This is a genomic window from Paenibacillus sp. FSL R5-0701 (genome assembly GCF_037973995.1).
Lineage (GTDB): Bacteria > Bacillota > Bacilli > Paenibacillales > Paenibacillaceae > Paenibacillus.
The window spans coordinates 6905439-6929954 of record NZ_CP150230.1; the positions used below are offsets into that span (position 1 = coordinate 6905439).

Below are 24516 nucleotides of genomic sequence, written 5' to 3' on the forward strand. Positions count from 1 at the left end.
CAGAAAAGGGCGTTCTTTGATATATCTATGTCGGGTCTTTGTACTTTACTTGTTACTTCAAGCAATTAAGGACGGTCAATGTAAATCCAGCCTGTTTCTTGTTCCTTATCTACAGTAGCTCCAAGGGATTCAGCCACAAAGCGCAGCGGCACATACGTCTTGCCGTCCTTGCCTACATAGGCGGATTCCACCATGGTTACTTCTTTACCAGCAACGGTTGCCTTCTTGGAACCTACAGTCAGGACAATCTCATCACCAGTGATGTCATCAATGACAACGATTTGGTTTGAGCCTTTGGTCCATTTCACTTCCGCATCCAATTCCTCAGACACGTAGCGAAGCGGAACAAATGTTGTATTCTTAACGGTGATCGCTCCAGCGTATTCATCATCCGGGAAGAGCACTACACTTTTACTCGTGATTCCAGCTTCATCTTTCAGCAATTGGTATGCCAGTGAGTTGGAATCAAAATTGCGCAGCATCTGTCCAGGCGTAATATCATCCTTCATCAGATCCATAACGCCGCCCGATACATCCACTTCATCAACTGCAACTGTGCCACCGATATTCCACTGTTCACTGTCTCCACTTACGGTTACGGAGTTCAGCGGCAGATCCTCGGAAGCAGGCAGTGCCACTTTCAGTTCAAAGTTTTGCTTGCGAACATCAAGCTTGCTGTCGAGATAAAAATCCAATTTCAGTTTGGTATCTGTGCCAAATACCGTTTTGAATTCAGGGGTCTCATTCAACAGGTTGTTCAGCTCCTGATCATAATTGACCAGCATACTGTCCAGTCCTACTTTGATGATGGCATATAGTGACGCAACAGCTTCATCTTTCGATTCAGGAACGATCGAATTCAGCGTTTCATCTCCCCCGCCTTCAACCTCATTCACAGCTTCAAGTACAGGGTAGAACACATCATACAGATCGCCAATCAGGTCTTTCAGTCCTTGCTCATCTTTCGAAATACTCGTCAGGAACGGTTTAACCATAGCCAGCATCTCTTCACCACTAACTTCCAGATGCAGCTTGGAGAGGCTAAGTGATTCGCCATTTACGGATTCCTGTACCGGTGTTACGGAGATGTTCTTCGGATTGGACAGATGTTTCAGGACAAAAGAGAACAGTTTCGGGGAAAGTTCCTCGAGTTGTTTCTCCAGAGCCTTCGTATCTACCGTTGGAAGAGCCTGTGCATCCTGGAACGTATCCAGAGATATGTACAGCGGTTTTTGGGCTCCGTCCAGATCAATCACCATTTGGGACTCATTCATGGACAGGTGGAAAGGTAATTTCGTTCCCTCCATGCTCAGTGTACCTTTGATCGATGCTGTCTTCGCATCTTTCATTTTGGCTTGATCAATATCCAGGGATATGGAGTTAATAAGTTCGATCATTTCAAGGTCTTTCTCTGTAGCAAATTCCTTAGCCGGTTCTATGTTTATATTCATGGATTGTCTGGATTCACCGGACTTGATACTCGCGCCGTTGGCCATTGCTTTGCCAACGTCTACTCCACCCACAGCCTGACATCCTGTAAGAACAACCATTAATAATACAAGTGGCACTGCCATCCATTGGACTAACTTCCGATTCTTAATATGAACTCCTCCTTAGAAAAATATGGTTCATTTCTATTATGAAGGAATAGGTAATTCTTGTAAACGGATACGCAAAAAAATAAACCAAAAGGCCGGAACATGTCCGACCTCTGGTCTATCTATATTTCAGCATATCGTAAGATTCGATAAAACATCCTGCTTCATTATGCAATGCTGGGAGTTATTCTTGCTCCTGATCATCTGCGAGCTTCTCATCTGTTTCTTCATCTTCCGCAGTTGCGGGAGTCTCGAATTGATCCGGCTCGTCCTCTTGAATCGCTTTGTTCTCTTCGTTCTGATCCTGTGTCATATCGCATTCCCTCTCTTCTACCGGATTGTCATGTCATCAAGGCCTGGGCCTTGTGTCTATCAATAACCCGAATAGGCGTAGTTCAAACCTGTCTCAATATCGGCATGACATTTTCCATCATAATTTCAATGCTCACTTAGAAAACATAAAAGATGATCCCGTTCCCACTTGCAGCCGTGGCCTGAAACAAGGCCTGGACATCATCCACGGTCTGAACGATCTCCTGAAATGTCTCTTCCGCATCCCAATCTTCCATGACAGGGTAGACGCCTTCAGCGATCATCCGGTCCAGACTATACCGTTGCTTCAATTCCTCCGGTGTGAGCTGCTCCAATGCCATGTAGGCTTCCAGCACCTGTTCGTTACTAAGCAAAAACAGATCCATGTCCGAATAGTTTCCCACGTATTGCTCACCTGCGAGAGGCACCACATATCCCAGGGGCGGCTCCCCTTCTACCAAGTTACCGTTCAGCGTGAATTGAAGCATCTGCCACGTTTTATCAATATCCAGATCAACTGCACAATCATGCACACTGATCTCACCTGACTTAATGGATTCGACTATCTCCTTTGTTACCACAAGATATCTGCCAGACATTCCCATACCTCTACCCCTCCTGTGTAATTCCTTCTATTGTTCCCCATTAACCGTGCTTGTTGGTTCAGAATCGGGGTAATCCCTATCAAGGAGGGTGTATACATGAAAAAATTTGATTATAGTCTCAATTATGATGAGTTGGATCTGCGCAAACATCCTGAGCTGTACACCGTAGGCCGGGGTGAGCAGGGTGTTCTTATGGTTGAGCCATACAAGGGCGAGATTCTGCCACACTGGCGATTCAAAACACCAGAGATTGCGACAGAGTCATCGGAGAAAATCTATGAGCTATTTTTGGAGTATAAGAAAAAGGGAGATTTCGTGGGTATGGATATGGCTCGCAAATTTCTCCAGATGGGTTATACACGGGCCAGACGGTATACAAATCACAAAGGAGGACGCAAATACTCGAAGGAGGATGGCTCTATCTTGCCCTATCAGAATGATAAGGTGAAGGCAGAAGCCGCAGCTATATTCAAGGCACAATGGGAGATTGCAAAGACGGATCCAGACTATGTGAAGATGAAGAAGGAGCATCGGGAAAAGTACGAGTCTGATGAGGCCTAGGAACAACGGTGAAAAGATTGACTTATGGAAACATTTGTCTCAGAATCGATCTTGTTACTGTACATTTTCAACCATTATATTGGAGAAGAGAGGCGCATCCGAATATGACAGATTCGTTCATCCACTTAAACACAGGCCAGAATATCAGTATCAACGAATGTGCTCAACTTCAGGTAACCATTCAATGTACATCATCTCCTTCTCCCTTGGATGTTAGCTGCTTTATGGTGAACGAAGAGGGAAAGGTCCCATCTGACGACTATTTTGTATTTTATAATCAGAATGCCGATCCCCATCAAAGTGTACTTCTGCAACAGGCAGAGGAACTGAAATCCTCTTTTGTACTGGATACGAATCAATTACGGCAGGCCCCTGTGGAAAAATGTGTGTTTACGGCTACTCTCGATGCGGGAGGCACATTCGCCGATGTTCAGGCATGTCAGGCGATTGTACAAGCGGGTTCCCAGCAGATCACCTATGAGATCAGGCAGGTCACTGCGGAAACAGCTCTTATTTTTATTGAAATCTATAAGTATCGTGACGGGTTCAAAGTTCGTGCGATTGGACGAGGTTTCTTTGGTGGATTGCAGCCGCTGGCAGAGTCATTCGGTGTTGAAATTGAGAGTAACGACACTTCTGAAGCCAAACAGGTTCTTCTCACGGCACAAGCTGAAGTGGCAGCCGCCTCTCCAGAAGTCTTGGTACCTGATGCTGCACCAAACACGAATCATGCACCGCTTAACCTGACCAAGATCGATCTCCTCAAGCGTAAAGTAACCCTGTCTCTGCAAAAGAAAAAGATCGAACCTATACAGGCACGTGTTGCTGTCGTATTTGATGCATCAGGCTCCATGTACCATCTGTATCGCAAAGGCATCGTGCAAGAAGCCTTCGAGCGAATTCTGGCGATTGCATCCGCTTTTGATGATAACGGAGAGTTGGACGTCTGGTTCTTCGCCAAAGACTTCTTGCGTGCACCTAGCGTCACCGCCAGGGATTTCGAGAATTATATTGAACGCACATATACACTGGGGAGCAAAGGTGGTACCAATAACGAACCTCCTGTGATGCAGGATGTCATTCGCAAATATACGATCGAGGAACCCGATGTGAAGATTCCAACGTATATTATCTTTTTTAGCGATGGCGGAGTTAGTCAAAAAGGGAAGATCATGCGGCTTATTACCGAAAGCTCAACCAAAAACCTGTTCTGGCAATTTGTTGGCCTGGGACAAGCCAATTACGGTATTCTGGAGAAACTCGATGACATGACTGGACGTTTCATCGATAATGCTGACTTTTTTGCTCTCGACGACATCTCCAAGATCAGCGATGAAGAATTGTACGATCGTCTCCTCACTGAATTTCCAGGCTGGATAAAGGAAGCTCGGGCCAAAGGCATTTTGGCCTAAAGCTTTTACCCTATACCACTAATCAGGCTTGTACTTTTTCTGCTTTACCATCCTTGGAACGTGGACGGAGCATACTTCCTACGATTCGCAACATCAACTTGCGTGGCACGAGGCGGGTGAACTGCGCTGTCCAGTAATTGCCGGCCCCCGGTACAGCATAAGGTTTGCCTGACTCGAGTGCTCTCATGGCCACTGCCACGACATGCTCAGGTGTATCACGTTTACCCACCGAGGCTTCATCAGCGCCCACTACATCAAAGAACGAAGTCTCGGTTGAGCCTGGGCATAGGGCCAAAAACTGAACGCCACGCTTCCTGTTTTCTTCGTATAATGCCTCTGTAAAAGAAAGTACAAATGCCTTCGTTGCTCCATACACAGCCATATACGGATCAGGTTGAAAGGCAGCCGTCGAAGAGACATTAATGACAGCACCATTTTTCTTCTGTAACATGCCTGGCAAGAAAAGATGTGTCATGTTTGTCAAGGCGAGCACGTTCAACATAATTTCCTCCTGTTGCCGGGAACCATCCACCTGTTCAAATAATCCATGGGTAGCAAATCCCGCATTGTTGATCAGCATATCGATGTGTATTCCCCGATTCTGACATTCCTCATATACCCTCTGAGGTGCATCGACTTGAGACAAATCCGATACGATCACCTCAGCCCTTACTCGATATGTACGTTCTATACGTTCTGCCAATTGATTCAGTTTGGATTCTGTTCTGGCCACCAGCACAATATTTTTACCCTTGGAAGCCATTTCGAGTGCAAAAACTTCCCCAATACCTGAAGAAGCACCTGTAATAAGTACCCATTGACGCTGTTCCTTTATCATCTCTCATCCATCCTCTATACATAATTTAAACACTCGTTTTCACTAGGAAACATTGTTTCTTTATAGAATCATCGTAACCAAATTTCATGACGCTGTCAAATACATTTGATAAATTTGAATCTAGAACGTGGTGCTTACTTACTAAATTCGGATTAAATTGACGTCATCCGGCGTAAAACAGTAGAATGACCTTAAGAAAAGGAAACGTAGTTTCTGTTCAACAACAATACGGTTACGAGGATGAAATCAATGAAGGATCTTAATTCGGGTTCCACAGAATCTGCACATACGGTAACAACCTTTCAGGAAGCCAGACTCCAGCACTCGGATAATCTGCGGCAAAATATTGTGCATGCTGCTGCTGCTTTACTGCAAGAGCATGGACCAGAAGCCGTCACGGTACGCCGTGTAGCTGAACGCATGGAGTGCTCCACCAAAATCATATATAATCTTTTTGGCAAAAAAGAAGGGTTGGCCAAGCATTTATATTTAGAGGGATGTTCCCTTATGGCCCAGCGATTTGAAACTATACCCCGTCAGGAATCGTTCGAACAATATTTCCGTGATCTGGCCTATGTCTACTGGGACTTCGGCATTTCTCAATCCAGCTTCTATCAGCTGATGTTTGGAGGATCTTTTTCCGAATTCAAACCAGATGGAGAGACCTTGCAGGGAACAGCAACTGCACTGAAGCAAGTATCTGCTTTGGTGGAGATAGCGATTGAACAAGGAATGCTTCAGGTGCAAGATCCCCTGCTTGCGGTACGAATGATCTGGGCTCCCTTACACGGTGTTATTCATCTGTATTTGGGAGGCCATATTGAGAGCGAAGAAGCTGCCAAAACCCTCTATGATCATACGTTGTCCATGGTTATACACTCCCTTGTGAGTACATCTGCAAATGGATAAGCATTAGATCTGCGCTGTTTTAGATGCTTTTAGACGATAAACGAAAAAGGAGCAGACCCATTGGCGTAATACGCCTAGGGCATGCTCCTTTATTGGGTTGACTTTATCTAGTTCCGTAACGGTTTCAGTCGATTAACGTGCCTCTTCGTTCTCAGCTTCCCAACGTGCAATTTCTTTGCGCACAATTGGAGCAACTTCTTTACCAAGCAGTTCGATCGCTCTCATGACCTCGTTGTGCGGCATGGTGCCGAGGGGGGTGTGCAACATGAAGCGTGTAATCCCAACTTCTTTGCGCAGGTAAATAATTTTCTGAGCTACCGTCTCCACATCACCCACGTACAAAGCACCCTCTAGGCTACGCGCTGCATCAAATGTTGCACGGCTGTAATGTCCCCATCCACGTTCACGGCCCAGTATGTTCATGACCGCTTGCGCTGGCGGGAAGAATTTTTCCACGGCTTCGTCTGTTGTATCGGCAATGAAGCCGTGAGAGTGAGAAGCAACGGTCAGCTTGGAAGCATCATGTCCTGCATGTGCTGCTGCTTTCTTGTACAGTTCCACCAGTGGTGCGAATTGCACCGGACGGCCACCGATAATGGCAAGCACCAGTGGCAAACCGAGCAGTCCTGCACGAACAACGGATTCCTGATTACCGCCACTGCCAATCCATACCGGAAGTTTTTCCTGTACCGGGCGCGGGTAGATGCCCAGATTGTTAAAGGAAGGGCGGTGTTTGCCTTCCCAGGTTACTTTTTCCGAATCACGCAGCTTGAGCAGTAAATCCAGTTTCTCGTCGAATAACTCATCGTAGTCGTTCAGATCATAGCCGAACAGTGGGAACGATTCGATAAATGATCCCCGCCCAGCCATAATCTCTGCACGTCCGTTCGAAATGCCATCTAATGTCGCGAAATCTTGATATACCCGTACCGGATCATGCGATGACAGCACCGTAACCGCACTCGTCAAGCGAATATTCTTGGTCTGTGAAGCTGCGGCCGCCAGAATGACAGCTGGTGATGAAGCGGCGTAGTCGGCACGATGATGTTCTCCCACGCCATATACATCAAGACCCACCTGATCTGCCAAAACAATCTCTTCAACAACATCGCGAATACGCTGCGCATGACTGATAAGTTCTCCTGTTTTTACATCCGGGTTCGTCTCCACGAATGTACTAATTCCGATTTCCATTGTCTGTTCCTCCCTGGTATGAAGCGATCCGTTGTTCATCTAACCTATTGTAAGTAGATCACCTTTTGTTATATATCTTAATATTGAACTATTTTGGTGAAAAACACAAGTACCCTCTGTTTCCAGAGGGCACATTTATGTTTATTTCTTCCTCCCGATGTACAGCAGATGAGACGAGATTCCCAATATGGAAGGGTCTTTGGCGGCTTCAATCATATAGTGCATGAGTTCATCATACTCGCCACGCTCTTTCCAGTATTGCTGCTGCTCGTCCGTAAGCATCGCTCTAAGGCTGGATGAACCAATTAAATCAATGGTTTCAAATCCATGTTGCTCCATGAAGGGTGTAACGTCCTGAATATTAAAATAGTATGCTCCCGTAAATCGTCCTTGATCCTGATGATCGAATATACCCTTTTCCACAAAAGAATGGATTGCTGCCATGTTATCATTCGGTTTCCAGTGCTGCGGGGATTGCAGCGAATTGATACTCATGCGCATACGGCTCTGCATGGCTACAAACACCACGCCTCCTCGCTTGGTCACACGGTACAACTCCTGTACAGCAGCCGTGCGCTCTTCGTCTGTCTGCAGATGATATAACGGCCCCAGCATGAGGGACGCATCGTACGTCTCGTCAGCCATACCGGAGAGCGAAGTGGCATCGAGAACATGGAACCCATCGAATTGCTGTGTCAAACCAAACTCCTCAGCCTTTTGCCTCGCAGTATCCACGGAGGACGGTGTCAGATCAGATAAAGTGACCTGGTACCCCAGTTTCGCCAGCTCCATGGCATACTTCCCCGGCCCAGCGCCATTATCCAGAATATGACCGTTGGCAGGCAGATACTCTCTGATGTAATACATGTTGATGATGAATTCAATTGGTTCCCGCTCCAGTCTGCCCCATTCATCAAACCCTGAATAATATTTAATAATGTGATCTCTCTTCATCGCTCTGACACCTGCCTTTTCTAATATGTAGACCACCTAACCATGTTCAAAATTAAATTCCAACCAGTATATATCTACCAAATATTTCCTGTCAAACAAAAAACGTTCAATTCCCATTGAATACGGAACTGAACGTTTCTCGAACTTATATCTTTTTCACAAACTCAGACTTCAACTTCATTGCACCCAAGCTGTCGATCTTGCAATCAATATCATGATCCCCATCAATTAGGCGAATATTCTTCACCTTCGTGCCCTGTTTAACCACGAGTGAGCTACCTTTTACCTTCAGATCTTTAATGACGGTAACGGTATCGCCATCACTTAACACATTTCCGTTGGCATCACGGATTACTTTTGCATCCTCTGCATTCTCATTGTCTGCTTCCAAAGACCATTCATGCGCACACTCCGGGCAAACCAACAGGTTACCATCCTCGTACGTGTACTCCGAATTACATTTCGGGCAGTTAGGCAAATTAGACATATGTATTAAACTCTCCATTCTACGATTGGCTTTCCCGCAAGTATACGGGATATCGACGGTATATTCCATACGCTAGGTCACTGCATGGATGGATTTAAACCAAATTTAAGGTTCATGCCTCCCTCACTTTAAGGGTAACTGCTTATGATGTAACTAATAGATACGCACTACACATACATGAATTTTAATGTCTCTATGAATTGTTATTATATTTAAAACCAAAGGAGTTCCTGCTCATGTCCTCATATGTTTTCCCTGTGCAAACGGCTTTTTTTATCTTTGTCGTTGCCGCCATGTTCTTGCTGGTGCCATGGTTGATCTACGGATATCGTAAAGACGGTTTCTTCAGCTGGTCACGGTTTGGCATCAGCTTTTCGTTTATCTTTTATATTCTGGCCGCCTATTGCCTCGTCATTCTCCCGTTTCCGACTACGCGAGATACCTGTGCGCAGCAAGCTGCTGACACGATCTACTACAATCTGGTTGCATTCACTTTTGTCAAAGACATCATGAAGGAAACACCCATTGTATGGTCTCAGCCTTCCAGCTATCTCAGTATGATTCAGGGCAGAGCTTTTCTGCAAGTTCTATTTAACGTCCTGCTTCTCATGCCGCTGGGTGTATATATCCGTTATTTTTTTCAAAAGAGATCATTCTGGAAGTACGCCCTGGTTGGTGGATTCGGGCTTTCCTTATTCTTCGAGATCACTCAAATCACCGGATTTTACGGGTATTATAATTGTCCTTACCGCCTGTTCGATGTGGATGATCTGTTATTGAATACTTCGGGAGCAGTCATTGGATTCTTCACAGCGCCCATCCTGCTTGCTTTATTCCCATCACGTGCAAGCATTCAGGCGAAGAGCGAACAGATCGTGGAGGAAAACCAGGTGTATGTTATGCCTCAATTGCTCGCGTTAATTATTGATGGAATCATTATTGTCTTCCTTTCGAATCTACTCTCCATCTTTACAGCGTCTGATGTGATCAGTGATGCGCTAAGTACATCCATTGCTATGGTCATTGTGCTGTTCTTCATACCTTGGGTGCGAAATGGGGTAACTCCAGGCTCGGCTATCTTGCGATTCCGCTATGTGGATCGTCAGACCGGCACACCTACCAGTGAATCATTATTCAAAAGATTTGCCGCACTCTATGTTCCATGGCTGCTAGTTACGATCATTCGCTTGGTCAACGAATATGCCTTTTCAGGTCATCAGGATGTTATGCTTCAGCCTTATCAAATGTGGATCTCCTTGGGGACATTCGGTATCTATATGTTAGTCTACGCCGTGCTTTGTGTTCATGTCTTGACCGTACTCTTTTCCCGTGGAAAACGTTCCTTCTACTTCGATGAGGTGTCCCGCACACGTGCTTCTCGTAAATAATGTTTGGAGTTAACAAGGCATAATGAAGGCATAATATCCCTCTAATTAGCGCTTACGTTCTGCTTACTATTCAGCCGGATCACCTAAAGAGGACGTTCATTCTCAGAATGAACGTCCTCTTTTTAATTTGCTCATTGCAACTATTTAGAGTATCCATACACAATAACCAGCCTGGATTATAACCCTAACAGCTCTCGCTTGGCTGAATCCGGATCATGTACAACCTCAATCTCATGGTTGAAGATTAGTGTCGCACGATCCTGCTCATATTCAGGCCAGTTCACACCTGCAACCTCAGGTTTGCCATTCTTGGCAAAGGAAATCCATGCATCCTGTACCTTGAGAGCAAGTACCGACGCAGCTTCGTCGGGCTCCGCATTCATGAATTTAAGGACATGCAGTGTATTGAACACAAAGAACATTTCGATGCTGTGAATTGCTCTTTTCAACAGGGGATGTTCCGGCATGACCCAATCAAATCGATACATCCACACGGGGGCATACTTCTGCTGTGCCGCAGCATATTGCAGCGATGACCGCCAGAAGAACATATCGGTCATAACTTGGGCTTGTCCATCTGCCGTTTTTGGATAACTATCCGCGATGGATACCCGGTTCTGCAGATCTGGTGTCATAAAGTCTACGCCCTGAACCATATCGATTTCTTTTGAATACGGTACATGCGGCTGGATGAACAGTGCACCCTCGTGCAATGTTGTACCAATCAGCACCGGGATGTCCTGTGCTGATCCTTCGCTCACCGCCTGCAGTGGAACCTGTGGAAGTATCTCCCCATCCAATACAGGTTGGAAGAATAATGCCATGCCCGCTCCGCTCTGCTGTTTGGCCGTTTCAGCAGCTGCAATAATCTGTTCTACAGGGATTGTACTTAGCTTCTGCAGATTATCCCGGTCCACGCCAAGAATCTTCAGTATCCCTTCCCGCATAGCTGAAGCTTGCTCTGCCGGCATGAATTGTGAAGCACCGCTCTCCATAATGGCACGATGGAAGTGTCCTTTGGCCGCTGGCATCGCCATCAACGCCGCAATACTCATGCTGCCTGCTGATTCGCCGAACACCGTAACCTGGTCCGGGTTACCACCAAAAGCAGAGATATTGTCCTTCACCCATTGTAACGCCGCAACCTGATCCAGCAGACCTGCATTGGATACAAATGAATCATCCAATGGGGCCATGTGAAGGAAACCCAAAGGTCCGAGTCGGTAGTTGATTGTCACAACGATGACCTCACCCCGAACCGCTAACTGCGTACCATCATACATAGGCTGGCTACCTGAACCTGATACGAAAGAGCCGCCGTGAATCCATACCATGACCGGCAGTGGTTCCGCGCTTTTTTCCTTAGGCGCCCAGATGTTCAGATATAGACTATCTTCTGACTCATTCGGAAGTTCTGTCAGGCCTTCTGGTTGATGATTTCGAGGTTGTATATTCTCAGGTCCAAATTGCGTGGCCTGTTTGATTCCATCCCATGACTCGGGCTGTACCGGAGCCTTGAAACGCAACTCACCTACCGGAGGTTTCGCATAGGGAATACCTTTCCATACGCTTGCACCATGCAAAAGCTCTCCTTGAACGTTACCGTACTTCGTTGCAACTTGAAGTTCTCTCATGCCACTTCTACTTCCTCTCCGTAAATAGGTTAAATTAACGAGTACGTGCATACCATGTGTACTTATTTGAGTATAGTTTGTAGTCATACCCATTTACAACTTTACCCAACTCTAGCCTCCCCTGCTACGTTTCACGTGGAACTTTATGGGGTGGATGATCTGATACACATCGAGTGATGGACACCAAAAAGGCCATCCTTAGAGCAATATCATCAAGTCTTAATGACATTGACCCTTAGCATGACCCTTTCCCGTCGACTATCCGAATAACTAACCTTCTACTGGATAACGCACCGTAAACTCAGCACCTTCAATCCATTCGCCCGTAACAAAGTTCCGTCCCTTCACAACGACTCGATCCTTATAAATCTCCACATGAAGTCCTTCACTGCCCTCCAGATGCTCATCCTGATCCGTCCAGAGATAACCTACAGACGACGCATTGAACATGGTTGGCATCTGGCCAGCACCATCATACATCGTATGCTGCGCCTCTAACTGCCAATGGGTATGACCTGAGAAGAGAATCGTTTGCGGATATTTGGCGAGAACAGTCTTGAGTTCAGCATCCTGATTCACCCCATACCATCCCTGTTCCTTCAACGACCCAGCTACCGTATCTATAAGCGGCTGGTGCAAGAACAGGAAGATGGGATGATCTGACGTTGCACGTTCAGACAATTTCGCATCCAGCCACTTCAACTGTTCAGCCGACATATCACAATCCTTCGGATGAGGTTGCTCAGTGCCCAGGAAAATATAATGATACCCGTCGATCCAGTGATCGTGGTAGGAACCCTTCATGCCGGTTGTCGCTTCAAAATCACTCAATCGACGTTGCCATAACCCGGCGACTGTGATGGATTGAGCTTCCTCTGACATATCCTGACCCTCCTGCTCCGAAGGTGCGGCAGACAACGTATAAGTTCCACCTGATAACTGCTCAATCAGTGCAGCTGATTCAGCAGCGGTTTGTTTTTGAACCAGCTCCATTTCTGCCTCTTGTTCCAATAACTCAGCTACATCATCCTCTTTCATCTCAAGCAAAACGATCGGCGGATCTTGCCATACCACGGCTCCAATATCATGATTACCTACCGTGTACCGGATATCGGGCAAGTGCTCCGCATGTTGCTTCCATATACGTTGCAACTCACGGTACTCGCTCGGCAGACCTCGATCTGTCACATCGCCCACATGCATAATCCCACTGCTACCCTGACTATACGTGGCCATATCAGCAAGTGCCAGATCAAAATGTCGGTTATGAATGTGGTCTGCCTCATCCCGTACATGCGTATCTGTAATGACTTGGAAGGTAGCAAGAGGTTGCTCCGGTGTATGTTCATTTCCCATCAGGAATCACTCCATTTCAGTCCAATAATGCCAATCAGAATAAAACCGATCCAGACCATCGACGTGAGCCGCAGACGTTCACCAAAATAGTAATGCCCCACGACGCCAATAAGCGTAATGCCCACGCCAGACCAGATCGCATATGCCACAGCCAGCGGCATAGACTTCACTGCAAAGTTGAGAAAGGTAAAGCTTGCGCCATAACAGACAAACATCAACACCGAAGGCCATAACCGCGAGAATCCATCCGATACTTTCAGCAAAATGGTAGCGCTAAGCTCCAGCACGATGGCCATTGCCAGTAGTACCCAGCCCAAGTAAGCATGACTGTTCGTCATTGGACGAACCCACCATTCATTAATTCATGGAACGATTGAATCGTCCTATCCGCCAAGCGGATTTTTCCCGGTTCTCCAATGCCAATCCTGTACCCCGCACCAGCGGTTCGTGCCATCTCCATGTCTCCGTCCGTATCTCCAATGACCACCGTATGCTGCACAGATACACCCAACCGTTTACAGGCAAGCAGTAGCATATCGGGAAAAGGTTTGCCCCGCTCCACCAGATCCGTACCAATCACCACGTCAAAAAAGGAATCCAGTCCCATCCACTGCAAATGTTTAACCGCACTTGGTGTATCATCTGCCGTTACTACGCCCATAACGATACCTTCGCTACGGCACTGTTCAAGGAATTCACGAACGCCCGGTAACGGATGTGCCGGACGATGCTTTTCCATCTCTTCCTCCGCTCGCGCCAAGCATCCCCGAACCATAATCTTGGCTTCCGCCCAGCTGAGACCCGCACGATATCCATGCCACGTCAGCACGGCATACACTTCATCCATGGTTCCCATCGCAAGCGGCCCTCGCACGTCATACCCATTCATTCGGCCTTGTTCATCGTGGAATGTACCCCAGATCTGCGGAAGTTCATCTGTGTTGATACGCAGTCCTCGGATTGCCAACTGATCTCTGAAGTCGTTCAATACACAATCGGTCCAGAATCCCCACATACCTGTAAAATCAAGCAATGTCCCGTCCTTGTCAAACAAAACGGCTTCAATCGGATTTGGTAATCTGTCCACATATATTTCATCTTGCATTGGTTAAACTCCTTGTCTGCGATCTTGTATAAACGGAAAGGACGGTACAGCATGTACCGCCCTTATCGCGTGAGTCAATTGCCTGTATACGTTTCTTATTTCGTTACACGATCTAATTCCTTCTGCGCTTTCTCTTTCGCTTCCTTCAGCGCTTGTTCCGCTGGCATATTATTGATCTGCACCTGATCAGCTGCATCTTTCAATGCATCATTGATCTTGCCACCCGTTGGATCCTGGAATGGAGCCGAAGCGTGAGCTGCCTGTTGCAGTGGTACAGTGATCTGTGGATTTTCCTCACTGAATTTCATGAACTCTGGATCTTGTTGAGCCGATTGACGAACTGCAATATATCCGGTGTTCATGGACCATGAAGCTGTGTTCGAAGTCTCAGAGAAATACGTAAGCCACTTGTACGCTGCCTGTTGTTGTTCTGGCGTTGCTGCTGACGGAATACCTGCCGATATAGCACTTGCTACCGGTTTTCCTTCACCAACGCCTTCCCAGCCTGGTTGTTGCATTGCAGCGACTATGCTAAAGTCCAAGTCGCCTTGGTCACCACTAGATCCCGTGTAACCCGCTGCTTTATTCTTCATCACATCATCAATCGTTTTGTACCAGTACTCCCAGCCCTGACCTCCATAATGAATGCCCATAATCTTGTCTTCGTTAATCCACTTACGGAACAACTCCCATGTCTCGATCCATTCCGGGGAGTCAATCATGACGGTTTTGCCATCGTCGCTAAGAATCTGTCCGCCCTTACCCAGCACAGCATCAATCATATTGTCTCTACCCCACATCGGTTCCCAACCGTAGAAGGTGGTCTTGCCATTCTCTTGCTTGCTCATCTTCGCTGCTGCCTCAGCCAGCTTCTCCCATGTCGTCAGACTCGCTGGGTCGATTCCGTTCTCCTTGAACGTATCCATGCGGTAATACATGATCTGGGTTGTACCGTACATTGGCAAAAAGTATTGCTTTCCATCCACCTGTCCCTGGTTCAGGAATGTCTGAATGAAATCGTCTTTCTTAAAATTCGGATCAGCGGCAATCATCTCATCCATGGGTGCGTAATATCCTTTGCGTGCCCAGTCTATATTGGAGCTGAGTACAGCGGCTGGAACCTTCTTGGAAGCAATTGCTGCTTGCAGCTTCTGTTCCGTTTCCGTGTAATCTGCTTGTACAATCCCTTTTACAACGACTTCGTTCTGGGAGGCGTTGAACGCATCAATCGTCTTTTTCATGTTATCGCCCAGATTACCACCCAGACCATACCAGAACTCAATCTCCACCGGATCTTTCGCCTGAGCTTCGGTTCCACTGGCAGTAGCCGTCGTACCTGATTCTACGGGTGCTTGTGTTCCACAAGCGGTTAGCAGTGCAAAGCTGGTCGCGAGTACCAGCGACATGCCCCCCTTCCAGTTCAACCTCAATCTCTTTTTCCATGTCATGCTTGCCTGACTCCAATTCATTGTTGTTCCTCCCGTTTTAGGTGAAATGGTAGTTTGCATAAAATGAACTAAACAATATTTACACTAGCCACTCCCATGACAGAACAACCTTCCGATCGCTGTTATCCCCAGATTTTATTGATTCCTTTTTATAAAGGTAAAATCCGGGGATAAAGGCGAGCGCTTCGCTTCTTCAGATTATTTCTGTCCTCTCCGTTTTGTGTAAATGTTTATTTCAATTTATATAGTAAGGTAGTTAATCTCAGTTCTTGTTCACACCAGCCGTAATATTCACGCTCTGCATGATCGTCTTCTGGGTGAACAGGAAGAGAATAAGTAGGGGTGCGATGGTGAAGGCACTCGCAGCCATAATCTGTGGCCAAGCCAGTCCATATGCTCCGCCTTCTACAAAGAAGCTGCGCAGACCCGCTGATACCAGCTGTAAATCAGGGTCTTTGGTGATGAGCATAGGCCAGAAATAGTTGTTGTACTGTTCAATGAACGTAATCAGAACCATCACAGCGAAGCTTGAGCGTACAAGCGGTGTGATAATCGTCCAGAGAATCCGAAAATGAGAAGCACCGTCCAGCTGTCCGGCTTCCACCAATTCATGAGATACCTGCATGAACGCCTGCCGGATCAGAAAGATCGAGAACACGCTGACACAGTTGGATACAATTAAGCCTGTGTAGGAATCCAGCAAGTTAAGCTCACTAAGCACCAGGTAACTAGGCAGATACACGGCCGTACTCGGTATCATATAACCCACCAGAATCAGGGATGTCAGTACACCTTTGAGACGGAATTTCATATGTGTCAGGGCGTACGCCATCATACTGGAGTTGACGATCTGAAATAGACAGATGGCTAAGGCCACCCCGGTACTGTTCAGGATGTAACGGGCAAATGGTGCCGCATTCCAGGCATCCACGTAGTTGCTCCACAGGAACGTCTCTGGCCAGAAGGTCGGCGGAAACTGCCAGATCTCATCATTGGTTTTAAACCCGCTAATGACCATCCAATAGAAGGGAAAGGCTGTACCCAGCGCGATAACGGCTAACAGAAGGTAGCGGATTAATTTACTTATTTTAAAATTCGGTTGTGACACATTCTGCAACTCCTTGCGCTTCATCCGTTTAGACTTTTTGGTAGGCAATGTCATTGTCATTAGTAGTGCACCAGACGTCTGCCAAGCAGGAAGGATACTCCCGACAGCAACACGCAGATCAGAATAATCACAACGGCGATGGACGAAGCTTCACCTACGTTAAAGGATTCGAAGGCAGACTGGTAATACATATACAGCAACGTTCTCGTTGATCCCGCGGGTCCACCCTGCGTCATGACATTAATCTGGTCATAGGCTTGCAAGGACTGGATAGTAAGAATAATCGAGAGAAAAAATGTCGTTGGTGAGATCAGCGGCAGTGTGATACTTCTGAACTTGTCCCAACCGTTGGCTCCATCGATTGAAGCTGCTTCGAGCAGATCGGACGGTAGATTTCGTAGCGCAACGAGATAAAATACCATCGCCCACCCGATCGACTTCCAGAGTGTGACGATCAGAACGGCAACCAGTGCCCAGTCCGCGTCACGCAACCATCCGATCGGAGATACGCCAACCCAGCCCAGCATCAGATTAGCGAGTCCCACTTCGGGTTCAAAGATCCAGGACCACGCAATGGACACCGCAACTGTCGGGGTGACCCAAGGTGAGAAGAGTAATGTCCGGAAGATGCCTGATGATTTGATCTTGCTATTCATGAGCATCGCAAGTGCCAATCCGCCCACAATGGTTGGGATTACACTTCCAAGTCCGAATAACAAGGTTACTTTCAATGAACGATAGAATTCAGAGTTTGTCAGCAGATAACTGTAATTGTCCAAACCAACGAACAGCTTATCCGGGCTCATGAAGTCCCAATCGGTGAAACTGAGATAAACGATATATCCCAGAGGTCCCAGCCAGAAGATCAGCAATGGGATTAGAGCTGGCAGCGTGAATAGAACCGCCTCAGACTCCCTCCATAGTTTTAAACGCAAATCCCCCACTCCTTACTGTCCAATTTTTCTTTAATGATTGGGAATTTTTGAGTATAATCCGCTTTATATTTATTCTGTACAAAATTGATTGTACACTCGTATTGAAAATTCTAATTCCGGCTTATGTTAAAATTGGAGCAAGTCATGTAAAATATGAGGCAGCTAGTGGGAACGCTATCATAAACCAGAGGTGACATTGTGGGAAAAGAAACCGCCGGGAACTCGAATCATTCTTCGTTACCTGATCGGCATGCGCTGAGGGAGAGAGTTATTGAGGCCATCGCCAATACGATGGATCTGTATGGGGTTAATCATACGTTTGGCAAATTGTACGGCATCATGTATTTTGAGGATCGACCGATGACACTTGAAGAAATGAAGAATTCAATGAATATGAGCAAGAGCAACATGAGCTACGCGGTTCGTTCGCTTACAGAATCACAGATGATCTATAAGCTGGAGGAAAAGAAGGAGCGTCAGGATCAGTATCTGGCTGAGACCGATTTCTATCGTACATTTCAGAACTTCTTCGGTTCCAAGCTGCAACGGGAAGTGGATGTGATGTTAGAAGGCATCCGTGAGGTCATTCCGGATCTGTCGTCCATAATCCTCTCTGAGCATACCTCTTCCGAAGATCGGGATGCCGCACTGCGGGATCTGCACAAACTTCAACATGCAGAGCAGTATTACGTGTGGCTTCAGGGGTTCGTGGATCAGTTGCGGGATGGTAGATTTCAACAATCGTGAAACCTAACTAAGAGGGCTCCTTCTCAGCTGATATCCATGATATCCTCAAAAAGCAGCGCGCGATTATAGATGGACTCGTTCAATATTACGCGCTGCTTCAAACCAAAATGATGCGAATATTTTTTTCAGCTGGTCATCCGCAGTCTGGAAATCAAGTTAGGAAGTAAGTTAGAGATGTTTCGTGCTACATATATAGGTGCTTTATCAGATATAAATACAATTGTAAATATCCAAGAAAGGATGTTTATTCAAATAGGATTATTAACGTAAAATCATAACAATGAACGGTATCTAAACATATTGAGAGTTATAGCAATACAAAACACCCACCCTTCCCTTAATACTCGTATCGCAGTAATAAAAGAAACTTTCAACTTAGCTCTGAGACAGGGAAGCAGAACGGTTTGCAAGTGTTGAATTCACTCATATTAGGAGGTTTTTACTTGAAAAATTGGAAACGTCTTTTCTTGTCTCTTACCATTTCAGCAGGTTTACTCGCATCCGCAGTACCCGCCATAGCCGCTCCGCAACAGACGTCAGTGAAGGTAAATGATGAACTCGTTGCATACGCTGTAGGAGCACCTGTTAATGATAAGGGGATAACTCTTGTCCCGTTGCGCTCTACGCTGGACGCCATGGATGTGAAGTTGACTACAGCTTCAGATGATACCATTACCGCCATTGTTGACGGCAAAACGATTACTCTCCAAAGTAAGCTTACGCGTATCAATGGCGTAACATATGCTCCGATTCGCATCGTAGGGGATGCAACAGGCTACGAAGTTCGCTGGGATCACACAACGCGCACGGTTTTCCTGGTATCCAAGGGAGAGGCGAAAGAAGCATTCCCAACGGGTGGCGAAGGCTTCATGTGGGAAGTCGAAAGCAATGGCAATACAGTATATCTGGTAGGATCGATTCATATCGCGAATGACAACCTCTACCCGTTGCGCAAAGAATTTGAAGAGGCGTTCGCTGAGGCTGATTATCTTGGAGTAGAAATTGATATGAGTAAAGCAGCCGATGCAGCACAACAACAGCTGGTACTCAGTAAGGGTACATACCAAGATGGAACAACTCTAAAGGAACACATTTCCAGCGAGACTTATGGCAAATTGGAAGAAATTCTGAAGAAAAATGGGGCAGCACCCAGTGCTTTGGACGCATACAAGCCATGGGTCGTTGAGAGCACACTTGCCAGCCTAAAGTCGGCGAAAGTTGGATATACAGAATCTGCGGGAGTGGATCTATATTTCATCCAGAAGGCCATCGAACAGAAGCTACCGATCATTGAGCTGGAATCCTATGAATCCCAGCTTAGTATGCTGGATGGTTTCTCCAAAGAACTACAGGAAAGCTCACTGAGTGCAACATTGGATAATTTCGATGTATTGGAAAGCAACGTTAGTGGGATAGTCGAAATGTGGAAAACTGGGAGCGACGAGCAGTTGTTAGAGCTGACAAACAGCTTCTCCGAAAATGAAGAATACAATAAGGCGATGCTGATTGATCGTAACATTGACATGGCCAATAAAATTGAAGGATACCTAGAAAACGGGAAAAATGAGGAATACTTCATCGTAGTTGGTGCAGCGCACTATTTGGGTGACCACGGAATTGTAAAACTACTGCAAGATAAAGGATACACTCTGACACGAAAATAAATTTCATGAAAATGCAAGTGTACGCAAACAGCCTGTCGCCCGGTATATCCGAGTCACAGGCTGTTTATCATGTGTACTCACTCAACTTCCCTTCATAGACTAGCTGCAACCGTTCACTCTGGCGAAAATCATCCGGTGTCACCAGCGCAGGCAGCTTATTCCACAATTTGATTCCCGAACGCTGTAGAATCTCAGCTACAAATTGGGAGCAGAAGTAGGAGTTGCTGAACTCCACCGGTTCCTTGAGTGTAATGCCAATCACGCCGAGCAGATTGTACATATATTTCTGGCGGCTGCGGATGAAGATGTGCAGCACACGTTTCATCTTTTCCACTTCACGATCCGTCACCTGAAGCTTGTATATGACACATGTGGTATTGGGATATTTGCTGTATGTACCTGTCTGAATATCTTCCTTCACAAACCCGCCATTTAGCGGATTGCTCGGATGTTTGCGTCCGAAGCTGTACAGCTCGGTTAACTCCCGGTCAAACGAGATCGATGCGTGATTATATGGCGCTCGGGTATAACTCTGAATAACCTTGGTAAACAGCGTTCCTGTATTCGTAAGCAGGATATAGATGGAGCGTTCATCTGTCATAGCAAAATTTCCCCTTATCAAGTCGGTACTATTCCTTCATAATAACATAGGTACCCTATAATGGAATCTTACTTTGAATAAGCAGGTGATCAGTACGTGAGCAGTTCACTCTTTACACTAACGTTAATCTTCACAGCTTTACTTGTGATACATATCGTGTACAAAATTATTGCAAAGCTCCAGCCAAGCAAAGACTATTCAGGCATCGGCCAAAAAATCAAAACTTGGTGGGGTATGTTTGTGATCTTCTGCCTCGCCACCCTTTTCAACCCCATCGTGTCCCTCATCTCCCTCATGGTGCTTGCATTCTTCTCACTCAAAGAATACTTCTCCATGATTCGCAGCACACGCAAAGCCGACCGCAGGCTGTTCCTATGGGCGTATCTGGCGATTCCGGTTCAGTTCTACTGGATCTACATTGGATGGTATGGCATGTTTATCGTGTTTATTCCCCTATATGTGTTCCTAGTGCTGCCCCTGCCACGTTTGATTAACAAAGGTACGGTCGGGTTCCTGCGCAGTGTCAGCTCCACGCAATGGGGACTGATGCTGATGGTGTTTGGACTGAGCCACCTGGCCTATTTTCCTTTTGCCACACCGGAGTACGGGTCCAAGCTGGTGTTGTTCCTAGTCGTGTTAACACAGCTTAATGATGTGGTGCACTATCTGGTCTCTCTCTATCTGGGCAAACGAAAAGTGGTGCCTACCGCCAATCCTTTTGTCACCTGGGAAGGGTTCGCGTGTGCGTTTATTGTAACGACAGCAACGTCTTATTTTATCCATCCCTACCTGACGCCATTTGATTGGAAATTCTCGCTATTCATCGGGGTCTTGATCAGTTTGGCTGGATTCTTCGGCAGTCTGACGGTGTCTGTACTGAAACGCGACCTATTAATTGGAGATGACAACAAGTTCGATTCGCTCAAAAAAAGCTACCTGAGCCGGGTCGACAGCCTGACCTATACCTCGCCGGTTATGTTCCACGTGGTCCGTTATTTCTTTGACTTTATGTAGCAACAGAACGGATAGATCGGCGAGCTTGTAATTATGTATGTCAAAAAAAGCAGCCCAAGTGGCTGCTTTTCCTGTTCAACAGGCTCCAGTCGGAGCTTTAATCATATGCGTGCTACTTCAACGTAATTTCTTTTTCCGACATGATTTCGTTCCCCTCATCATTTGTGAAGACAAATGTGGCTTTGCCCCGCTCACCCTTCATCTCATCCGAATAGATAAAGCCGGAGAATTGTCCATTGCCGCTAAAGTAGAACCCCTCTTCACCATTTCCACCATGTTCAATGGCTTCCTGTAGTGAATTCACAATCGTCACCGTGTTAGACGTCCATCGCATCTCCGTTAGTGTATACCCTTTCGGAACCTGCTTGATTCCAAAATCAAAGCTGTTACCCTCGCTCGGTTTCTCCGACTGGTCAATGACGATATCAATCTGCTCAGACGGTTCAGTGGATTCCGATTGAGCCGTAGGCTTGCCCTCATCACCACTGGCACTACCTTGATCATTGTTATTCTTCGCATCCGCATTCGGAACAGAGTTTTCCCCAGCTTCCTCTACGGGTTGCTTCGATTGCGGATAGGCGTGCTCCTGAACTGATTCTCCACTAGTGCCACAGGCAGTGACTAATAACGAAATACATAGCACAGACATGCAAAGTGCAGATTTCTTTATATTTATTTTCATCATCTAATTCTCCCTTCATCTATCTACAGCACGTATATCCAACATACTACTTACTAATCACTACACCATATCGTCCCACATGAAGCTCCATTATATGTAAATGATTAATAAATTCAGTATGTAACTGCACCTCGATGAGTAAAAAAAGAACTCTGTTCATGACGTCATGCACTGTTTAATTTATCGATCAAACCCAGGCAAGACCAACACTTGTCCAATCTGGATGGCATTATGCTCGATTTTGTTCACTTTCTTGATTGCTTCTACATACACACGAGTGTCCATCTGCTGAGGTTTATATGCCAATGAAATGCCCCACAGTGTATCTCCCTGAGATACAACGATCTGGTCACCCGATAATAATTGCTCATCCCCGGCAAATGCAGTGAATACAGCACTACACCCTATGATTATAATTAGAGTTATAGTGACGATCTTCATTAGCCAAGATGGCGCCTTCACACGCTGCATGAATTGATCTTTAACATACACGGTGCGAGACTCGGACGTTTTGGTATAAACGGACTCATAAATACTTTTGTACGTAGAATATCTCATTCTAGTCGACCTCCAGACTTTCATTCCGCTAATCTTTAATTTCATGTTTACCTATGTATTTTTCCTATAACAATGAATGATCAATAATTCACTTTTTCACTGTATAGGTATCTTTGCCTAAGTATCCCTACCCTGATAGGTCTATACTACCAGTTCACTCTAAACAAATTCTGAACAACCGAATTTCAATGTTATATCCGATTTAATCTATCCAATATTCATGCCTGATTTTCGGCGATGCTTGCTGTAACGTTTTTCTATAATAGGTTATAGATAAAGATTCTAATGAGTAAGGACGTGCCCCATGATTTCTGCTGATCTAAAGGAACAATATTACGAGGCGCTTGTGGCCAAGGATTCGGAATACGAGGGTTTATTCTATGTTGGGGTCCGAACCACGGGTGTGTTCTGTCGTCCCACATGCCCGGCGCGAAAGCCAAAATTCGAAAACTGCGAATTCTATGAGACGGCTCAGCAGGCACTTCTGGCCTCTTATCGCCCTTGCCAGCGCTGTCGTCCGCTCTCTCACCCTAACCAAGTATCCGATGTCGTTCGCATATTAGTGGAAGCTGTGGAGAAAAATCCGGAGAAACGCTGGAAAGAACAGGATTTCAAGGCCCTCTCCATCGACGAATCCACTGCTCGCCGACAATTCAAGAAGCGGTTCGGCATGACCTTTGTAGAATATGCTCGCGCTCGCCGCATGGGACTTGCCCTGAAAAATATTCGCTCCGGACGCACCGTGATTGATAGCCAATTATCTACCGGATATGAATCAAGCAGCGGCTTCCGCGATGCCTTTTCACGGATCATGGGTGCTGCCCCTACACAAGTCGATGAAGGACATATCCTAAAAGCGTCCTGGATTGACACCCGCCTCGGCCCGATGATGGCTATTGCTGATGAGGAGTCGCTATATTTACTGGAATTTGTGGACCGCAGAGGTCTGGAACGCGAAGTTGAGCGTCTGCGCAAACGAACCAAATCAGCGATTGTACCCGGCTCTACACCTCCCATCCAGTCCATTGAGCGTGAACTAAACGAGTACTTTCAAGGTATTCGGACAGCATTCGACACACCGTTGTTCTGTTTAGGAACACCATTCCAAAAGCGTGTGTGGGACGAGTTGCTGGCCATTCCGGCTGGTGAAACGAGGTCTTATCAGGAGATTGCAAATGCACTGGGGAAACCGACTGCTTGCCGAGCTGTGGCACAGGCGAATGGAGCCAATCAGCTTGCGATTGTGATTCCATGCCACCGTGTAATCAATGCCAGTGGTGAGCTGGGCGGATACGGCGGGGGATTAACTCGCAAAAACTGGCTTTTGACTCACGAGAAACAAAAACAGGGTAGCTGAAAAACAGAATGAAGTAATGAAGTAATGAAATACGCATCAAATGTCCAAA

The 24516-nt window shown here is 46.3% G+C and carries 25 protein-coding genes; 8 read left to right on the forward strand and 17 right to left on the reverse strand.

Going from position 1 to position 24516, the window contains the following annotated elements:
* Positions 1-65: 65 nt before the first annotated feature.
* The 3 genes from MKZ13_RS30335 to MKZ13_RS30345 form a co-directional block, all read right to left on the reverse strand.
* Complete coding sequence (locus MKZ13_RS30335; protein ID WP_339180599.1) at positions 66-1574, reverse strand: copper amine oxidase N-terminal domain-containing protein; 1509 nt, start codon at positions 1572-1574, stop codon at positions 66-68.
* Positions 1575-1782: 208 nt separating this feature from the next.
* Entirely contained in the window at positions 1783-1911 is a 129-nt protein-coding gene (locus MKZ13_RS30340; protein WP_339180601.1) for a hypothetical protein, read from the reverse strand.
* A gap of 136 nt (positions 1912-2047) precedes the next feature.
* Positions 2048-2515 (reverse strand): YfbM family protein, encoded by a 468-nt coding sequence (locus MKZ13_RS30345; RefSeq protein ID WP_339180604.1) that lies wholly within the window; start codon positions 2513-2515, stop codon positions 2048-2050.
* Positions 2516-2611: 96 nt separating this feature from the next.
* Here MKZ13_RS30345 and MKZ13_RS30350 point away from each other — a divergent pair, with 96 nt between their 5' ends.
* Positions 2612-3076, forward strand: a complete 465-nt coding sequence (locus MKZ13_RS30350; protein ID WP_047840920.1) for a DUF4385 domain-containing protein — start codon at positions 2612-2614, stop codon at positions 3074-3076.
* A gap of 104 nt (positions 3077-3180) precedes the next feature.
* Positions 3181-4488 (forward strand): VWA domain-containing protein, encoded by a 1308-nt coding sequence (locus MKZ13_RS30355; protein WP_339180607.1) that lies wholly within the window; start codon positions 3181-3183, stop codon positions 4486-4488.
* Between the two features lie 22 nt (positions 4489-4510).
* Here MKZ13_RS30355 and MKZ13_RS30360 read toward each other — a convergent pair whose 3' ends face one another.
* Entirely contained in the window at positions 4511-5326 is an 816-nt protein-coding gene (locus MKZ13_RS30360) for an SDR family oxidoreductase (protein ID WP_339180609.1), read from the reverse strand.
* A 249-nt stretch (positions 5327-5575) separates the two neighbouring features.
* Here MKZ13_RS30360 and MKZ13_RS30365 point away from each other — a divergent pair, with 249 nt between their 5' ends.
* Positions 5576-6235 carry a TetR/AcrR family transcriptional regulator gene (locus tag MKZ13_RS30365; protein WP_339180612.1) on the forward strand — a complete coding sequence of 220 codons (660 nt, stop codon included), beginning with the start codon at positions 5576-5578 and terminating at the stop codon, positions 6233-6235.
* Positions 6236-6367: 132 nt separating this feature from the next.
* Here the strand turns inward: MKZ13_RS30365 and MKZ13_RS30370 are convergent, their stop codons facing one another.
* The 3 genes from MKZ13_RS30370 to MKZ13_RS30380 form a co-directional block, all read right to left on the reverse strand.
* Positions 6368-7429, reverse strand: coding sequence for an LLM class flavin-dependent oxidoreductase (locus MKZ13_RS30370; protein WP_036612299.1), 1062 nt, complete (start codon positions 7427-7429; stop codon positions 6368-6370).
* Between the two features lie 141 nt (positions 7430-7570).
* Complete coding sequence (locus MKZ13_RS30375; RefSeq protein ID WP_221820055.1) at positions 7571-8383, reverse strand: class I SAM-dependent methyltransferase; 813 nt, start codon at positions 8381-8383, stop codon at positions 7571-7573.
* A 145-nt stretch (positions 8384-8528) separates the two neighbouring features.
* Entirely contained in the window at positions 8529-8870 is a 342-nt protein-coding gene (locus tag MKZ13_RS30380) for a zinc ribbon domain-containing protein YjdM (RefSeq protein WP_169482263.1), read from the reverse strand.
* A gap of 236 nt (positions 8871-9106) precedes the next feature.
* On the opposite strand from MKZ13_RS30380, the gene MKZ13_RS30385 reads away from it, so the two are divergent.
* Positions 9107-10258 carry a VanZ family protein gene (locus tag MKZ13_RS30385; RefSeq protein WP_339180616.1) on the forward strand — a complete coding sequence of 384 codons (1152 nt, stop codon included), beginning with the start codon at positions 9107-9109 and terminating at the stop codon, positions 10256-10258.
* A gap of 176 nt (positions 10259-10434) precedes the next feature.
* On the opposite strand, the gene MKZ13_RS30390 is transcribed toward MKZ13_RS30385, so the two are convergent.
* The 7 genes from MKZ13_RS30390 to MKZ13_RS30420 all read right to left on the reverse strand — a co-directional run bounded on the left by MKZ13_RS30390 (position 10435) and on the right by MKZ13_RS30420 (position 17844).
* Positions 10435-11892 carry a carboxylesterase/lipase family protein gene (locus tag MKZ13_RS30390; RefSeq protein ID WP_339180618.1) on the reverse strand — a complete coding sequence of 486 codons (1458 nt, stop codon included), beginning with the start codon at positions 11890-11892 and terminating at the stop codon, positions 10435-10437.
* A 270-nt stretch (positions 11893-12162) separates the two neighbouring features.
* Entirely contained in the window at positions 12163-13248 is a 1086-nt protein-coding gene (locus MKZ13_RS30395) for a metallophosphoesterase family protein (RefSeq protein WP_339180621.1), read from the reverse strand.
* A complete protein-coding gene (locus MKZ13_RS30400; protein ID WP_339180624.1) occupies positions 13248-13586 on the reverse strand; it encodes a multidrug efflux SMR transporter in 339 nt (112 codons plus the stop codon). Before MKZ13_RS30400 ends, MKZ13_RS30395 begins: the two co-directional genes overlap by 1 nt.
* The gene (locus tag MKZ13_RS30405; RefSeq protein ID WP_339180627.1) at positions 13583-14353 is read right to left on the reverse strand and encodes an HAD family hydrolase; all 771 of its coding nucleotides are present in this window, start codon (positions 14351-14353) and stop codon (positions 13583-13585) included. The genes MKZ13_RS30400 and MKZ13_RS30405 overlap by 4 nt, the downstream gene beginning before the upstream one ends.
* A 95-nt stretch (positions 14354-14448) precedes the next feature.
* The gene (locus MKZ13_RS30410; RefSeq protein WP_339180631.1) at positions 14449-15822 is read right to left on the reverse strand and encodes an ABC transporter substrate-binding protein; all 1374 of its coding nucleotides are present in this window, start codon (positions 15820-15822) and stop codon (positions 14449-14451) included.
* 241 nt (positions 15823-16063) lie between these two features.
* Entirely contained in the window at positions 16064-16909 is an 846-nt protein-coding gene (locus tag MKZ13_RS30415; RefSeq protein ID WP_235599520.1) for a carbohydrate ABC transporter permease, read from the reverse strand.
* Between the two features lie 59 nt (positions 16910-16968).
* On the reverse strand, positions 16969-17844 hold the full coding sequence (locus tag MKZ13_RS30420) for a sugar ABC transporter permease (protein ID WP_036671737.1): 876 nt from the start codon (positions 17842-17844) through the stop codon (positions 16969-16971).
* Between the two features lie 198 nt (positions 17845-18042).
* Here MKZ13_RS30420 and MKZ13_RS30425 point away from each other — a divergent pair, with 198 nt between their 5' ends.
* Both MKZ13_RS30425 and MKZ13_RS30430 read left to right on the forward strand, forming a co-directional pair.
* Positions 18043-18591, forward strand: coding sequence for a transcriptional regulator (locus tag MKZ13_RS30425; protein ID WP_339180635.1), 549 nt, complete (start codon positions 18043-18045; stop codon positions 18589-18591).
* A gap of 443 nt (positions 18592-19034) precedes the next feature.
* Positions 19035-20255 (forward strand): TraB/GumN family protein, encoded by a 1221-nt coding sequence (locus tag MKZ13_RS30430; RefSeq protein ID WP_339180639.1) that lies wholly within the window; start codon positions 19035-19037, stop codon positions 20253-20255.
* Positions 20256-20322: 67 nt separating this feature from the next.
* Here MKZ13_RS30430 and MKZ13_RS30435 read toward each other — a convergent pair whose 3' ends face one another.
* A complete protein-coding gene (locus MKZ13_RS30435) occupies positions 20323-20856 on the reverse strand; it encodes a hypothetical protein (protein WP_339180641.1) in 534 nt (177 codons plus the stop codon).
* A gap of 96 nt (positions 20857-20952) precedes the next feature.
* Here MKZ13_RS30435 and MKZ13_RS30440 point away from each other — a divergent pair, with 96 nt between their 5' ends.
* Entirely contained in the window at positions 20953-21870 is a 918-nt protein-coding gene (locus MKZ13_RS30440) for a phosphatidate cytidylyltransferase (protein WP_076213755.1), read from the forward strand.
* A gap of 112 nt (positions 21871-21982) precedes the next feature.
* On the opposite strand, the gene MKZ13_RS30445 is transcribed toward MKZ13_RS30440, so the two are convergent.
* Together MKZ13_RS30445 and MKZ13_RS30450 are read right to left on the reverse strand one after the other, a co-directional pair.
* The gene (locus MKZ13_RS30445; protein ID WP_339180644.1) at positions 21983-22552 is read right to left on the reverse strand and encodes a hypothetical protein; all 570 of its coding nucleotides are present in this window, start codon (positions 22550-22552) and stop codon (positions 21983-21985) included.
* 180 nt (positions 22553-22732) lie between these two features.
* On the reverse strand, positions 22733-23110 hold the full coding sequence (locus MKZ13_RS30450; RefSeq protein WP_221820068.1) for a LysM peptidoglycan-binding domain-containing protein: 378 nt from the start codon (positions 23108-23110) through the stop codon (positions 22733-22735).
* A 304-nt stretch (positions 23111-23414) separates the two neighbouring features.
* Between MKZ13_RS30450 and MKZ13_RS30455 the strand changes: the two genes are divergently transcribed.
* Complete coding sequence (locus tag MKZ13_RS30455; RefSeq protein ID WP_339180647.1) at positions 23415-24467, forward strand: trifunctional transcriptional activator/DNA repair protein Ada/methylated-DNA--[protein]-cysteine S-methyltransferase; 1053 nt, start codon at positions 23415-23417, stop codon at positions 24465-24467.
* Positions 24468-24516: the final 49 nt, after the last annotated feature.

What these genes read in the sequence shown, in the direction of transcription:
- MKZ13_RS30410 (WP_339180631.1), bottom strand. Translation starts at nt 15,822, where the DNA reads ATGAATTGGAGTCAGGCAAGCATGACATGGAAAAAGAGATTGAGGTTG.
- MKZ13_RS30390 (WP_339180618.1), bottom strand. Translation starts at nt 11,892, where the DNA reads ATGAGAGAACTTCAAGTTGCAACGAAGTACGGTAACGTTCAAGGAGAG.
- MKZ13_RS30450 (WP_221820068.1), bottom strand. Translation starts at nt 23,110, where the DNA reads ATGAGATATTCTACGTACAAAAGTATTTATGAGTCCGTTTATACCAAA.
- MKZ13_RS30455 (WP_339180647.1), top strand. Translation starts at nt 23,415, where the DNA reads ATGATTTCTGCTGATCTAAAGGAACAATATTACGAGGCGCTTGTGGCC.
- MKZ13_RS30435 (WP_339180641.1), bottom strand. Translation starts at nt 20,856, where the DNA reads ATGACAGATGAACGCTCCATCTATATCCTGCTTACGAATACAGGAACG.
- MKZ13_RS30375 (WP_221820055.1), bottom strand. Translation starts at nt 8,383, where the DNA reads ATGAAGAGAGATCACATTATTAAATATTATTCAGGGTTTGATGAATGG.
- MKZ13_RS30340 (WP_339180601.1), bottom strand. Translation starts at nt 1,911, where the DNA reads ATGACACAGGATCAGAACGAAGAGAACAAAGCGATTCAAGAGGACGAG.
- MKZ13_RS30445 (WP_339180644.1), bottom strand. Translation starts at nt 22,552, where the DNA reads ATGAAAATAAATATAAAGAAATCTGCACTTTGCATGTCTGTGCTATGT.
- MKZ13_RS30335 (WP_339180599.1), bottom strand. Translation starts at nt 1,574, where the DNA reads ATGGCAGTGCCACTTGTATTATTAATGGTTGTTCTTACAGGATGTCAG.
- MKZ13_RS30360 (WP_339180609.1), bottom strand. Translation starts at nt 5,326, where the DNA reads ATGATAAAGGAACAGCGTCAATGGGTACTTATTACAGGTGCTTCTTCA.
- MKZ13_RS30345 (WP_339180604.1), bottom strand. Translation starts at nt 2,515, where the DNA reads ATGGGAATGTCTGGCAGATATCTTGTGGTAACAAAGGAGATAGTCGAA.
- MKZ13_RS30350 (WP_047840920.1), top strand. Translation starts at nt 2,612, where the DNA reads ATGAAAAAATTTGATTATAGTCTCAATTATGATGAGTTGGATCTGCGC.
- MKZ13_RS30380 (WP_169482263.1), bottom strand. Translation starts at nt 8,870, where the DNA reads ATGTCTAATTTGCCTAACTGCCCGAAATGTAATTCGGAGTACACGTAC.
- MKZ13_RS30405 (WP_339180627.1), bottom strand. Translation starts at nt 14,353, where the DNA reads ATGCAAGATGAAATATATGTGGACAGATTACCAAATCCGATTGAAGCC.
- MKZ13_RS30365 (WP_339180612.1), top strand. Translation starts at nt 5,576, where the DNA reads ATGAAGGATCTTAATTCGGGTTCCACAGAATCTGCACATACGGTAACA.
- MKZ13_RS30355 (WP_339180607.1), top strand. Translation starts at nt 3,181, where the DNA reads ATGACAGATTCGTTCATCCACTTAAACACAGGCCAGAATATCAGTATC.
- MKZ13_RS30395 (WP_339180621.1), bottom strand. Translation starts at nt 13,248, where the DNA reads ATGGGAAATGAACATACACCGGAGCAACCTCTTGCTACCTTCCAAGTC.
- MKZ13_RS30385 (WP_339180616.1), top strand. Translation starts at nt 9,107, where the DNA reads ATGTCCTCATATGTTTTCCCTGTGCAAACGGCTTTTTTTATCTTTGTC.
- MKZ13_RS30400 (WP_339180624.1), bottom strand. Translation starts at nt 13,586, where the DNA reads ATGACGAACAGTCATGCTTACTTGGGCTGGGTACTACTGGCAATGGCC.
- MKZ13_RS30370 (WP_036612299.1), bottom strand. Translation starts at nt 7,429, where the DNA reads ATGGAAATCGGAATTAGTACATTCGTGGAGACGAACCCGGATGTAAAA.